At 42.3% G+C, this 13,694-nt stretch carries 14 protein-coding genes and 1 pseudogene; 6 read left to right on the forward strand and 9 right to left on the reverse strand.

Features of this window, described 5'->3' with window-relative positions:
* Positions 1-42: 42 nt before the first annotated feature.
* Together dnaA and ABM313_RS00010 are read left to right on the forward strand one after the other, a co-directional pair.
* The gene (dnaA, locus tag ABM313_RS00005; RefSeq protein ID WP_434685662.1) at positions 43-1,518 is read left to right on the forward strand and encodes a chromosomal replication initiator protein DnaA; all 1,476 of its coding nucleotides are present in this window, start codon (positions 43-45) and stop codon (positions 1,516-1,518) included.
* A 55-nt stretch (positions 1,519-1,573) separates the two neighbouring features.
* Positions 1,574-1,945 (forward strand): allophanate hydrolase-related protein, encoded by a 372-nt coding sequence (locus ABM313_RS00010; RefSeq protein ID WP_434688592.1) that lies wholly within the window; start codon positions 1,574-1,576, stop codon positions 1,943-1,945.
* Positions 1,946-2,095: 150 nt separating this feature from the next.
* Here ABM313_RS00010 and ABM313_RS00015 read toward each other — a convergent pair whose 3' ends face one another.
* The 3 genes from ABM313_RS00015 to corA all read right to left on the reverse strand — a co-directional run bounded on the left by ABM313_RS00015 (position 2,096) and on the right by corA (position 5,204).
* Positions 2,096-3,775 carry a CocE/NonD family hydrolase gene (locus ABM313_RS00015; RefSeq protein WP_434685663.1) on the reverse strand — a complete coding sequence of 560 codons (1,680 nt, stop codon included), beginning with the start codon at positions 3,773-3,775 and terminating at the stop codon, positions 2,096-2,098.
* A gap of 9 nt (positions 3,776-3,784) precedes the next feature.
* Positions 3,785-3,970 carry a hypothetical protein gene (locus tag ABM313_RS00020; RefSeq protein WP_190576340.1) on the reverse strand — a complete coding sequence of 62 codons (186 nt, stop codon included), beginning with the start codon at positions 3,968-3,970 and terminating at the stop codon, positions 3,785-3,787.
* Positions 3,971-4,049: 79 nt separating this feature from the next.
* Positions 4,050-5,204, reverse strand: coding sequence for a magnesium/cobalt transporter CorA (corA, locus tag ABM313_RS00025; RefSeq protein WP_434685664.1), 1,155 nt, complete (start codon positions 5,202-5,204; stop codon positions 4,050-4,052).
* A 342-nt stretch (positions 5,205-5,546) separates the two neighbouring features.
* On the opposite strand from corA, the gene ABM313_RS00030 reads away from it, so the two are divergent.
* A complete protein-coding gene (locus ABM313_RS00030) occupies positions 5,547-7,127 on the forward strand; it encodes a hypothetical protein (RefSeq protein ID WP_434685665.1) in 1,581 nt (526 codons plus the stop codon).
* A 203-nt stretch (positions 7,128-7,330) separates the two neighbouring features.
* Here ABM313_RS00030 and coaBC read toward each other — a convergent pair whose 3' ends face one another.
* The 3 genes and pseudogenes from coaBC to ABM313_RS00045 form a co-directional block, all read right to left on the reverse strand.
* Entirely contained in the window at positions 7,331-8,530 is a 1,200-nt protein-coding gene (gene coaBC / locus ABM313_RS00035; protein WP_434685666.1) for a bifunctional phosphopantothenoylcysteine decarboxylase/phosphopantothenate--cysteine ligase CoaBC, read from the reverse strand.
* Between the two features lie 56 nt (positions 8,531-8,586).
* Entirely contained in the window at positions 8,587-8,886 is a 300-nt protein-coding gene (locus ABM313_RS00040; RefSeq protein ID WP_434685667.1) for a hypothetical protein, read from the reverse strand.
* Positions 8,887-8,908: 22 nt separating this feature from the next.
* A pseudogene (locus ABM313_RS00045) lies at positions 8,909-10,576 on the reverse strand (DNA methyltransferase).
* 78 nt (positions 10,577-10,654) lie between these two features.
* Between ABM313_RS00045 and ABM313_RS00050 the strand changes: the two are divergent.
* From ABM313_RS00050 to ABM313_RS00060, 3 genes are all read left to right on the forward strand, one after another.
* Positions 10,655-10,957, forward strand: coding sequence for a DUF433 domain-containing protein (locus ABM313_RS00050; protein ID WP_434685668.1), 303 nt, complete (start codon positions 10,655-10,657; stop codon positions 10,955-10,957).
* A gap of 63 nt (positions 10,958-11,020) precedes the next feature.
* Positions 11,021-11,320 carry a hypothetical protein gene (locus tag ABM313_RS00055; RefSeq protein WP_434685669.1) on the forward strand — a complete coding sequence of 100 codons (300 nt, stop codon included), beginning with the start codon at positions 11,021-11,023 and terminating at the stop codon, positions 11,318-11,320.
* On the forward strand, positions 11,289-11,621 hold the full coding sequence (locus tag ABM313_RS00060) for a hypothetical protein (RefSeq protein ID WP_434685671.1): 333 nt from the start codon (positions 11,289-11,291) through the stop codon (positions 11,619-11,621). The genes ABM313_RS00055 and ABM313_RS00060 overlap by 32 nt, the downstream gene beginning before the upstream one ends.
* A gap of 26 nt (positions 11,622-11,647) precedes the next feature.
* On the opposite strand, the gene ABM313_RS00065 is transcribed toward ABM313_RS00060, so the two are convergent.
* The 3 genes from ABM313_RS00065 to ABM313_RS00075 form a co-directional block, all read right to left on the reverse strand.
* A complete protein-coding gene (locus ABM313_RS00065; RefSeq protein WP_434685672.1) occupies positions 11,648-12,373 on the reverse strand; it encodes a hypothetical protein in 726 nt (241 codons plus the stop codon).
* A gap of 96 nt (positions 12,374-12,469) precedes the next feature.
* A complete protein-coding gene (locus ABM313_RS00070; RefSeq protein WP_434685673.1) occupies positions 12,470-12,973 on the reverse strand; it encodes a hypothetical protein in 504 nt (167 codons plus the stop codon).
* A 115-nt stretch (positions 12,974-13,088) separates the two neighbouring features.
* A complete protein-coding gene (locus tag ABM313_RS00075) occupies positions 13,089-13,496 on the reverse strand; it encodes an EVE domain-containing protein (protein ID WP_434685674.1) in 408 nt (135 codons plus the stop codon).
* Positions 13,497-13,694: the final 198 nt, after the last annotated feature.

Raw genomic sequence — 13,694 nt, forward strand, 5'->3', positions numbered from 1 at the left:
AAGATCGTGATCCGCCGTTAGCCCTCTTGACCACAACCAACGATGTCTGTTGATATTTCCTTAGAAACCCTCTGGAATCAAGTTCTTGAACTGCTTGAAAGCCAACTTAGCCGTCCTACCTACGAAGGATGGATTAAGACAGTTGTGGCTGACGAGCTTACGGCTGATCGCTTGACTATTCGCACGCCCTCAATTTTTGCTAAAAATTGGCTGCATAAATATTATGTGCAAAATATTGCGGATGCAGTCACTGAAATCCTTGGCTATCCAGTAGAAATTCATATTGAGGCATCTCCTAGTAGTGAACCGCCCACAGGTCAGCCTGAGCTAAATCTCCATCTTGACAGCGTAGAAGCTAGTCAAGATGGGATGTTGGAAACAGCGATCGCTGCTGAAGCAGTTCATGCCATGGCAGCCGCAATCCCTACTGCGCTCAATAATGTCCAAAGCCCTCAATCATCAGACAGCAACGGCAACGCGCAACGTCCTAGTAATCTCAATCCTAAGTACAATTTCAATCGTTTTGTGGTTGGCTCCACCAATCGCATGGCTCATGCGGCGGCTTTAGCGGTGTCTGAGTCTCCTGGGCGTGAATTTAATCCTTTGTTTTTATGTGGTGGTGTGGGCTTAGGTAAAACACATCTGATGCAAGCGATCGCCCATTACCGCCTAGAAATTGAACCGAAAGCAAGAATCGCCTATGTATCGACGGAGCAATTTACTAACGATTTGATTGCGGCAATTCGCAAAGATAGTATGCAGAGATTTCGGGAGCTATATCGCGAGATTGATATGCTGATCGTTGATGACATTCAATTCATCGAAGGTAAAGAATATACTCAGGAGGAGTTTTTCCATACTTTTAATACGCTTTACGAAACTGGTAAACAAATCGTATTAGCCAGCGATCGCCCACCTGCTCAGATTCCCCGTTTGCAAGAACGACTTTGTTCCCGTTTCTCGATGGGATTGATTGCGGATATTCAAGTTCCAGATTTGGAGACACGCATGGCAATCTTACAAAAGAAAGCCGAATACGATCATCTCAAAATCCCTGCCGATGTTCTGCATTATATTGCCGCTAGCTATACTTCCAACATTCGTGAATTGGAAGGAGCATTAGTGCGAACTGTTGCCTATATCTCGATTTCGGGATTGCCGATGACGGTGGAAAATGTTGCTCCAGTTCTCAATCCTCCTAAAGAACCTGTAGAGGTATCTGCTGAGATGGTTTTGAGCGTAGTTACGGAAATGCTGAATATCGATTTAGCCGATCTATTAGGAAATTCACGCCGCAGAGAAATCAGCCAAGCCCGTCAATATGTGATGTATCTCATGCGTCAACATACGAATCTCAGCTTGCCCAAAATTGGTGAAGCGGTAGGCGGTAAAGACCATACAACGGTGATGTATAGTTGCGAAAAGGTCGCTCAGTTGCAATCAACTGATGGTGATATTGCCCAGTTGTTAAGGCAGTTAAGCGATCGCATCTATCTCGTTGCTCAAACTAAAAATTAATGGAGTAAACAGCGCAAAGCGCTATCCACACTTACCACACTAAAAAACTATGCAGATGATTGATTTTGCCGTAAATGGAACTTTAATGCGAGGACTAGAGTTAAATGGGAACTTGCAGAAGGTAGGGGCAGTATTTGTAAGAGAAGATGTAACAGCACCTATATATCGGCTTTGGTCGATCGCTGATCGCCATCCTGCGATGTTACGAGTTAGCGAAAATGGACAAGCGATCGCCTTAGAGATTTGGTCAGTTACTCCCGATGCTTTGGGCGCAATTTTATTATCTGAGCCTGCTGGTCTATGTATTGGTAAAATTGTTTTAGCCAATGGACAAGAAGTTTTAGGCGTTCTCGGTGAACCATTTTTATGTGAAGGACAAAAGGAAATTACTTCCTATGGTGGGTGGCGAGCTTACACATCGAGTTAAACAAAGAACTCTTGTCGCTAGCCAAGCAGGGCAACCACGGGGGGATTGCCCCTACCTACTTGCTAATTAAATGTTCTGTAGGGGCTGTGCCCCCGTGCCAGCCCCAAACCTTAGCGATCACAGGAATTCTATCTGCGTAAGGTGACTTTTTTATTTGATGGGTAGTTGTAAATGGGAAGGATATTCCGCGCCATAAAAAATTTGCTGTGTTGCCTCCACCAAGTCACTGACTGTCGCCTCTGACGGTAACTTCTGCGTATTAGAATGTCGCTCGATCGCAGGAAAAGCTGAACTCGCGATCGCTACGCCAATCCGATGCCCTTGAGCAAAATTCTGACAGGTTGGACGCAACTTAATGCGATATTCATTCACCACATCAGACTCTATCCATTCAGGCTCAGTCCATGATTTACGGAACTTAGCGCGTAAAACACCCATTGACACCAGCATTTGCTTACCATCGGGATAAATATCTAAAAGCTTAATTACCCAATCAGTATCAGGAGCCGTAGTAGCTGCATAGAGAACAAATTCGGGAATACCTGCGATCGCTATATCTTGCTCCAATTCTGAACTCTCATAAACTAATACATCCCAACGATGATGCACATTGCGCTGATCGTAGAATCCGTAGGGAGTTGTAGGGTTGGGATTGCGGGGATCGTAGACGTAGATATCGGGTAATTGGTGATTGGTGATTGGTGATTGGTTGCTTAGTTGTTTTTGGGAAGAGAGATAGAGTGTTTTCGCATGAGGATTTTTCGGGAATTCTGGTAAATCTAGCCAGTGATTTTTGCCCATGAAGAACATCTGCACAGGAGCGCGATCGCAGATTCCATTCTCAATTCCCTTTAACCAAAAATCAAACCAATCTACTTGCAATTGATCGATTTTAGAAACAGCCGCTTCACCAAAATCAATCTCACCAACTTTCGGCAGCCAAGGCATATGCTGCCAAGGTGCAACTACTAAATGCTGTGGTTTTGTTGTTGCAGATTTGGCGTGATGGTAAGTGCTAATCGTCGCCTCAATAAAAATGTCAGCCCATCCCGCAATGTGTAAAGCAGGTAAATCATAGCGATCAAAATAACTGAGAGGATTTAGCTGTTGCCAATATTGATCATCAGCTTGTTGGTTTCCAATCCAATCAAAAAAGAATTGACCAAAATCTCCAAAAGACTCATTCTTAAATAATTCTATTTCACTTAATGGCACTGTCTCTAACCATTTAGAGATCTGCTTTTGGGCTTCAAAAAGATTGGTTGCCTGTGGTTCTTTTTTTAAATACCATGCTCGATTTTGAGCTAGCTGTAAAGCCCAGCCTAAGTCAAAGTCCAGACAAAGCGCACCACCAAAATAAAACCAACCGTGATATAAATCCGCCGTCGCCATAGTCGGACAGATTGTAACTAGTCCTTCAGGCTGTTGCACGGCAGCTTGGAATTGGGTTACCCCCTGATAGGAAAATCCATACATTCCCACCTTGCCACTACTGCCTTCTAGTTCCTTTGCACACCATTCCACTGTGTCAAATCCATCATCATATTCGCTAACAAATGGATAGAACTCTCCCTCAGAAGTGCCACAACCACGCACATCTTGGATCACGACAATATAGCCTTGGCTGGCATACCAACTGGGATGAGCATAGGTACAACTAGAGGCGATCGCTCGACCATAGGGCAAGCGCATCAATAGCACGGGCAAAGGCATGTCAACATTTTTGGGTCGGTAAATATCAGCCGTCAAGTTAAGGCGATCGCGCATGGGGATCTTGACTTGACGCTGGACATTAACTTGAGAATGGAATGAAGTTAATTTAGGAGGCATAGAGATATCCTAGTCCTGTTGCCAATCAGGGAAGATCTTTCTGATTTCAATTAAGAGATCATCAAGTTCTTCTAAGGCTTGGATCACATCGATGCTCAAGCTACCCAAATTATCTTTGAGAGACAACTGCACCAATAATTCACGCTTGCTAGCGATCGCCACAAATCTTTCTTTTAAAGCTTCAGGAGTAGACATATCTTAGGTTTTAATAAGTTGTTTTGGATTGGATTTAAGTAATATTTTAGCTCAAAAGCTATAGTCCGTGATTCTGTCGTTATTTTGGACTAAATAGCCAGCCTTTTTTCCAAAAGTAAAATAGCAATCCACCAGAAATAGACATGATCAATAGCCAAAAGAAAGGATATCCAAATGGCATTTTTAACTCAGGCATGTTCCATGGAATCTCGGTATCAAAGTTCATTCCATAGACTCCTGACACGAAAGTAAGGGGAATAAATACCGTTGAGATGACAGTCAGAAAGCGCATGATCTCATTGGTACTATTGCTCAAAGATGATAGGTAAATATCCATCAAGTTGGCGGCAAGTTCGCGATAAGTCTCAACCATATCGATTACCTGTACCGTATGGTCATAACAATCACGGAGAAAAACCCTGACCTCTCGATCAATCAAAGGACTTTCTTCACGAATTAAAGAGTTAATAGCATCACGCTGCGGCCAAATCGCACGACGTAGCAACAAAAGTTCGCGCTTGATTTTATGGATTTTATCGAGAGTTTGGCGCGTAGGATTAGCAACTACTTCATCCTGCAAATCTTCGAGACGTTCGCCGTAGTCCTCTAACACAGGGAAAAATCCATCAACGATCGCATCAATTAGGGCATAGGCAAGATAATCAGACTTTTGCGATCGGATTACTCCACGATTGCGATGGATGCGCTGACGAATTGGCTCAAATACGTCGTTTTCAGGCTCTTCTTGGACAGTGAGGATGTAGTTTTTGCCTAGGATTAAACTTACCTGCTCATCATAAAACCCCCGACCATCTTCACGGCTAGTCACCATATGCAAGATGATTAATTCCTGATCCTCAAAGCTCTCAACCTTGGGACGCTGGGGAATATTAACAATATCTTCTAATACAAGCTCATGAAGTCCAAAAACTTTACCTAGACGTTTCAAGACTTCTTCTGAACCCAAACCCTGTACATCTACCCATGAAACTGAGTGACTATCTAAATAGGGAAAACAGTCTTCGGGCGTAGCAAGCTGAATGCCTAGAGCTTCATCGGCATTGTAATCAATCAAGAAGATATTGGGAATAGCCGCATCTTCATCAATGATTAGCGTTCCCGGTGGACTGCCTGGTTCTGGTTCATTGAAGTCATAAAATTCCAATTCTTCATCATTTTCTTCAGAATCATCTTCAATGGGACTAGGTTTAAATCTGGTGGGGTTGTGAAGCATGGTGAAGTGCATTATGAAATACAGTTGTCAGTGTGCCACATTGTTAAGCCAAGTTCGTCTATGAAAACGCGGATAGTATAGGATTTATAGCAATTACAGCAATTTTCGATCAAATGAACCACAAGAAATTTTTTGAAAGGGTTGCTTCGCAACCCTTTCAAAAAATTTCTTGGTTTGAGCCTGAGCGTAAAGCACTGTAACAAAAGGGTTGTCATACTTTTGTTGGTTAAAAACCAAACCCAGTAAGGGTTTTAAAAACAAAAAATAGTTACATCATTTTTTGTTTTGGTACTATTTCTGAGCAGTCTCCCTTCAATTACTGGGATTACCATTTTTTATTCTATGAAATATAAAAGAAATCTAATCAAGATCAATAAATTTAATTTGTTGGCGATCGCCTCTATTAGCATCTTAAACTCAGCTTTTGCAGGGAAAGCGATCGCGGGATCTCTACCAGATAAAATCCTGTGGGGCAACCCTACCTGTGATGTGAGCAAGGCGGAAATCTTGCGAAAACATGAATTACGAAAATCAGCTTTAGTCACAAATCCTAGTAGCTCTACTGCTCAATCGCAATATCAGGCTATTGTCCAAAAGCATAAGTCAGAATTACAAGCCTGTCGCGATCGCAGCAAACCCCAAACACAAGCCACTTGGGTAAGGCTATATCCCAATGATGTTAAGTCAGGCGTGTTAGAGGATGTTTTCGACAAAATGGCAAATCGTGGCTATAACCAAGTTTTTGTCGAAGTTTTCTATGATGGTCGCGTCTTACTACCTGTTGCTGATAATCCGACACCTTGGCGATCGGTGATGGAGGAAGCAGTCAAGGCAGGGGAAGTGCCTGCGGATTATGATCTGTGGCAAAGGGCGATCGAGATTGGTAGAGAACGGGGCATCAAAGTTTATGGTTGGTCATTTACGATGAATTTTGGCTATGGCTATAGCGAAATCAAGGGACGCTCAGGAGCCTTAGCACTTAATGGTAGAGGGGAAAATAGTATTGCCAATACCAATTTTGATCGCAACATGGTTAGTAATGGACGTGCTTTTTACGAAGATGCCTATGAAGTTGATCATCTGTTTGCCGATCCCTATAGCGCGATCGCCAAAGCCGATCTGACAGCCGTAGTTAAAGCTTTAATGAAACGCAATCCTGATGGGATGGTATTTGACTATGTGCGCTATCCCACTAATTCCACGGGTGAATTGATCAATAACGTCAAGCAGCTTTGGATTCATGGACAGTCATCGCGATCGGCTTTGCTTAATAGCATTGACAATAAAAATGTGCGTGAGCTAATGGCAATTTATCTCCAAAACGGGGATCTCACGGCTGATGATGTTATTCAGACTGAGAAGAAGCTAACAGAGAGCATCAAGGTACAGCCAACCAATATCAGAAATCCTAGGGAAACTGCCACGATTACTAAAGGATTACTTTGGAATATTGCAACTAATCACGCCTACCAAGGAGTAGTTAATTTTGTCAATACAATTACTATTCCACTCCAACAAAATAATATTCCAATTGGAACAGTTTTCTTCCCTGGTGGCAATCGTGTTGAGGCAGGTCGATTCGATCCTAAAATGCAACCATGGGATCGATTCCCAAAATTTATGGAACGCCATCCGATGACCTATGCACTTTGTGAGGATGGTCAATGCGTTGCGGAACAGGTCGCTGAGGTTGTCCGCCAATCTGCTCCTGAGACTTTAGTTTGTCCAGTTTTAGCAGGAACTTGGGGGCAGAGCTTTGATGGACATCCTAGCTTTGAGATTCAAACGCGAGCTATCCTTGCTAGACAACCAAAGATTAATTGCATTAGTCACTTTGTCTATTCATGGATGGAACCCGAAAGCGATCGCCTTCGCAAATTTGGAAAAGCCACAGGTCTAGAACCCGCAACTCTTCCAAACTGACGTTACGTGGAAGTTTCTAAAGTAGGGGCGGGTTTTGCAGATAGATCCTGCATTCAGCACAGAATTATCAACTAAACCCGCCCCTACTGCATACACAATAACCTGACGGAGTGATGGTTCCACGTAACATCAGTTCCTAATTAAGTAAGGACTTCGCCATAAAACAAAGAACCCTAATTTAAAAACAGTGCGAAGCATTGTTTTTAAATTAGGAAATCGAACAAACGATGGGCAAGTTCTAATTTTGAGCAGAGGGGAGTAGTTTGCTCATGTCCCTCTTTATGAATGAATATGGCTTGATTGGTATCAGTGCCAAAACCTGTTAGGGAAGTATTAACGGCATTAGCCGCGATCGCATCTAGCCCTTTGCGCTCTAGTTTCTCCTGTGCTGCGGCGCAAACCTCTGCCTCAGTTCCAGTTTGCGCCGCAAAGCCTACTAGTATTTGCTCAGGACGTTTACGAGTGGCGAGATCGGCAATGATATCAGGAATATATTCAAGTTCAAGATTTAAGGGTAATTCTGATTTTGGTAATTTGCGATCGCTTTGCATTTTAGATCGCACATCACCAACAGCCGCAGCCGCGATCGTGATATCAGCATTAGGGAACTCTTCGAGCATGGCTTGGTGCATTTCTGCGGAAGTACGGACTACCCTCACCCCTATCCCCTCTCCCATGGGGAGAGGGGAACTGGAGGTAGTTATAAGGGTGACCTTTGCGCCACGATGGATTGCTGCTTTGGCGATCGCAATTCCCTGTTTCCCTGTCGATGGATTGCCGATAAACCGTACAGGATCGATAAATTCTCTGGTTCCACCTGCATTAACTAAAATATGCTTCCCTTTTAAATCCTGTTTGCCTTGAGTAAACAAGAAAGATTCTAAATATTCCAGAATAATCTCTGGCTCTGCCATTCGACCAGTCCCCACAGCATCACATGCGAGAATCCCATCCGTCGGTGCGATCGCTGTATAGCGAGAATCCTTTAATAACTTATGCCAATTCTCCTGCACGGTGGGTTGTAGCCACATAGTTGTATTCATTGCTGGCGCAAAGAGAATTGGACAATTGGAAGCGAGAACAGTATTAGTGAGAAGATTATCCGCCATGCCATAGGCGAGTTTAGCTAGGGTGTTTGCGGTCACAGGTGCAAGCAGAAATATATCCGCCCATTCTGCTAACTCAATATGCAATGGTCTACCATTAGTCGGTTGCCAAAAGTCAGAGTCAGTATAAGCAGGTTGGCGCGAAAGGGTGGCAAAGGTAAGCGGAGTCACAAATTCCGCAGCCGATCGCGTCAGGATAACCCGCACTTCAATGCCGCGCTTCGCTAGGCTAGAAACTACTTCACAAACTTTATAGGCGGCAATACCTCCAGAGATTCCAATCAGTATATGATTCATAGTCTTAGCATAGTTTGCAAATTATTCACATCCGCAAGACGGACTTCTCTCATTTTCTAAAATTCGTCGTCAGCTAGTCCAAATACTCTTTGTAAAATGCGACGATTTTCTACTTGTAGTCCTCTTACTTCGGTCTGCATTTCGCGGATTGCTGTCCATTGCTCCTGTTGCGATCGCGCTAAGTTGGTCATCGCTGACACCAAGGTTTCGATCGCTGCATCATTGCGGGCTTGACCTTCGCCCAGTTTGGCGAATAGTCTAGATGATTCAAAAATGAAGCTATCTAATTTTACGCTTGTGCTTTCAACAGTAGTTGCTAGGCGATCGAGTCTTTCATCTGTCCATCTTTCGGTCATGTTTTTTCTCCTTTAACTTGTTTTATTCCAAATCTAGCACACCCTGCTTGACTTCCATTTGCTTTTCAGCCGATTTTAAAACTTCTAGGGCAAGGAGGATTTCAAGGCGTTTTTGTTCTTCGATGATTTCTTGAACAGTGACGATGCGAATTTTATCAACGGGGGCGCTCATGTATTGGCTTTGATAAATTCCTGCTTCCTTGGCTTCCTTGAGCATATCTTTGGTGGGCTTTTGCAGGGTGATAAATACTCCTAGTACGGCGCTTTCACGGGTCATTGTGCCTTGCAGATCGCGGATATCGCCTGATTTGACTTTGCCTGATTTGACTTGCAGGATAATTTTTTCAGGATCATCTTTTTCACTGCGAAAGTAGGCAATTCCGTCAATGCCTTTGTCTGCGCCTTTCTTTTGGTTGATGGTGGCGCGGTTGTTGGAATAGGTAAGCACAGCCCATTTTTCAAATTCTTTACGGGTGCGATCGTCGCTTTTATTAGCCAGCGCTTCGGCAGATTTCATGTCTTTGGGAATGCCGTTAAGCAAAATATTGTCTAATACGCCTTTACCAAAGCTGTCTTCTAATCGTTTGAGGATTAAGCTAATGCTTTGATAGGTGATATCAATTCCAATCCATTGGCGATTTAATCTTTGGGATACTGCAACGGTTGTACCGCAACCGCAATAAGCATCAAGAACTACATCGCCTTCATTACTGCTGGATTTTAGGATTCTCTCTAATAAGGCTTCTGGTTTTTGAGTTGGATAACCTAATTTTTCTTTTGCTTTTGCAGATATAGGTGGAATATCTACCCATGTATCTTGAGCAGAAACTCCAGACATCTCATCTAAGTAATGCTTCAAACGTGGCATACCATTGCGAGTATATACAATACGATTTTCACTCTCGAAACGTTCCATATTGCTTTTGGAGTATGCCCAATATCTTCCTTTGCTCGGAAAAGCTCCTTTCCATTCGTACGATGTATCACCACCAGCTTTAGCTGCTGTCAAATCACTAGTTTTATATCGACGACCTGTAATCTCCTCAATGTTACTGTAGTTTGTACGGATATATTCTTCGTCATAATCAACATAGCTTGTATTCCATATTAGATTTGTTGTTTTTGTATAAAAAAATATCACATCATGATTTCTTCCAAACCTTCTTAGTCCTTGAGCAGCGTCATTGTGTGCATTTGTTCTCTTCCATATAATTTCATTCAAAAAATCCCCTCCTTGAGAGCAAAAAATTGAATCTAGTATAAGTTTGAGATAATGAGAAGCACTTGGATCGCAATGTAAATAAAAGCTTCCAGTTGTTTTTAAAACTCGATAGATTTCCGCAATTCGTAACGTCATACTGACAAGATAAGCCAACAAACTCCCCTTCCCCAAAACCTTAGTCAAACCAGAAATGAGATCGATACTTTGCGAAGTAAAATGACCTAAATAATTTTCTTGAATCTCTGCCAAACCCTGATTTGCAATATCATCTCAAGTCCAAGTATCGATAAAAGCTTGCGCCTGCGCCTGATCTTCTTTCCCAATATTGTTATAAATCTGGTTATAGTTCCGCTTCGAGTTAAACGGCGGATCGATATAGCACAAATCCACCGACTCATCCTTGATATGCCGCCGCAACACCTCAAGATTATCCCCATAGAAAAGTTGATTTTTGGGTTGATTTGGCATAAATACTTCATTTAATAGCTATATTTAATTTACGTTATCATAAAGGCTAGATAGTCTTAAATTTGCGACTTAAAAAATATGCTCACTGCTATTGACATCGGCACATTAGTAACTCGTACTAACAACAAAGGCGACATCCGCCCCATGATCACAGGCACAAAAACATCAGTCAGTAGGATTGTAGTCTTGTATAAACAAGGTGCAGATGCCGTTGAAATTTCCCGCCGCATTAGTCATCTAAACCTTGCTCAGGTTTATGCTGCTTTAGCTTATTACCATGCCAATCGCGATGAAATTGAAACAGAGTTAGCAGAATCTGATGCTGAATATTGGCGATTAGCAGAACTACATAGTCCAAAAGCTGAACTGATTTACACATGAGTTAGTAAATTTTGAGTTGAATGAAAATGCTAGGATAAATCTAGACAAAAGAAAAATGCTTTTATGATACAAACTAATGAACCACTAGCAGAACAGATCATTAGCTTGAGAGTTCCTGTCAGTCAAATTGAAATTGTTCAAGCCAAAGGCATTGACTGGATTCGAGAAGCGATCGCTGAGAAATTACAGAGAGAATCTGTAATTATAATTTCTGCTGAAGCTAAAGCAGTCCAAAGGTTAGATAGATTAAACAACCAAGACAACTATACAACTCTTGGCGAAATCGGCGAACCAATTGATATTACAGCAATCCAAAAACATCTAAGACAACGTGGCAAAAAGCAAATATCAATTACAGATTGACAATCTTCTTGTCAAAGAGGACTTACCTCTGCTACCTATAGAACTATTAGAAGATTTTACAAATCTCATTAAACCATTGCTACAGTTAGATCCCTTAAATTTTGGAGGAGTCTATTCTAGCCGTAATCTGATTGGTAAGTTGCAAGGATTTCGCGCTCTAGAGATTGACTTAGATAATAAAGTTTACCGTCTAGTTTATCGGATCTATGAAAAGCCAGCACCCCGTCGTGTTGTGCTTATTAGCTTTGGAGAACATGATCCAGCTTATGAGAAAGCCAAGCAGCGCAAACACAAAAGCTAGCTGTTAACAAGCACATACAATAAACTCTATGGCTGACTGCTAAATTCGGAATTACTGACAATTTCTTGCGATCGCAAATCGATTTCGGCGACTTTGATTTTATTGGAAGATGTGTAGAAAACAGACAACCGATTATTTTTAATTGCCGAATAACCGTTAAATCGCTCAACCTGATCGATTAATACTTTAAAACTCGTACCTGCGGCATTAGAGATAGCAATTTGTTTCTGATCGCGATCATTGATCCGTTTATCGTTGTTAGTATCTTTATCCACTAACACATACAGAAAGGCAACTACAGGAACTGGCTTCTCCTCATTATTAGCATTCAAAATGAGATTATTGTCAATAGGATTGCTATTTTGAACTAAAGCGATCGCAGATAGAAATAGTCCTTCGCTTTTCGGTCTCAACCAATAGGAGCGTTTTTGATTAGGATCAAAGAAGATGTAGTTTTGAATGGAACTAGATTCTTTAGAACCTGCTCTGTAGTCATAGTCTTGAATTAGATACAGTGGCGCTTGCAGGATTTCAGAGCCTGAGATCGGTGTAAACGTGCCAATTTCAGTCTTTGCCTTAACCTGCTCATTGTTCGCGATGTTTATGACACTATCAACTTCTCTAGTTCTCGTAGCTTGCAAGATGACATAAACTGCTGATGCTGATAACGAGAGTATTGCAAGAAGTCCACCCATCAAAATAATGACAGAATTAATGCGCCAAATATAGTGAAAGATTCGCCGTGATTTCATATTTGCTTATGGTTTACCTGAGGTATGCGGCAGGAGCGCTAAACCTAGTTATTTCAAAGACTTGCAGTGCAAGTCTTTGAAATAACTAGGTAATGACTAGGGCGCAACGTAGCCTTGAATATTCTCAGGACGTAAAGGACGCATAATTTGATTCGCACGAACTACCTGTTGATCAGTACCTTGGACAACGATTAAATATTTACCCTCATTAAGACGATTACGGAGAGGCACAGAATCACTACTAGTTGCCACCCCAACACCGCCGCCGATAAATATACTGCCCATTGCGCCGCCGAATGCGCCGAGCAAGCCACCAACTAGATGATTGCCAATATTTCCAGCCCAAGCAAAGGTATGTAAATCGGTAACGAGGCTAAACCCAATTCCTGCTAGAAATCCAAAGGGAACTAGCCAATAAGCCATAAAAAAAGCTTGTTTGCGACCTTGCACAAGGGGATCGATAAACCCAAATTCTTCCGCACTCTTGTAGCCTTTACCCAAGATTGAAATCGCTTCCATCGGAAATTTTGCTGCTTCTAGCTGGGTATATACCTCTTCAGCCTTGAGGCGATCGCTCCAAACACTAACCAAATAGTTCATATATTCTAAAAAATTACTAATAACTTCTAGCCAATATCCTATAGCGCAAAGCGATCTAAATAAATTAGGGCTACCCAAAAACTAATGAAGTGCCGCGCGGAGCGCGGCACTTCATTTAAATATTGGCGAGTTCTAAAATTTTTTGCCAATGCGCCTCAGATACAGGAACGACTGACAGACGACTAATCCGAATTAGGTCAAAGCCTTCAAAATCTGGGTCTTGTTTAATTTGAGCAAGGGTCACAGGCTGAGGTAGCGATCGCACAGCCTTTACATCAACTACTGCCCGTTTGGGGTCGTCCAATTTCGGATCAACGTAGGGCAAACTAACCACTTCCGCAATACCCATGGCACGCCGTTCATCGCCTGTGTGATAAATCAGGGCAAGATCTTTGATCTGCATTGTGCGGATATGCTTGAGCGCCAAATTATTATTCACACCATCCCAAATCGTTTGGCGATCGCGTTCTAGGTCAGCATAGGAATAGACATTGGGTTCACTTTTAAGCAGCCAATAAGCCATGATGCAAGTCACTGAAACTGTTTTGCCATTATAAGTACTTGTACAAAATAAATTATCCAAACCCATAAAGTTGCGACCCGCAGGGTCGCAACTTTATGGCGCGGCAAAGCCTTTACTTAAACAAAACAACAAAAGAAGAAGTGATTGATCCTGTAGCTTTGGGTTTCACATGTATGTCAAACTACACCCAAAAACTGT

Origin of the sequence: Pseudanabaena minima str. Chao 2107, assembly GCF_051131155.1 — a bacterium.
In the GTDB taxonomy this organism is placed as follows: Bacteria; Cyanobacteriota; Cyanobacteriia; order Pseudanabaenales; family Pseudanabaenaceae; genus Pseudanabaena; species Pseudanabaena minima.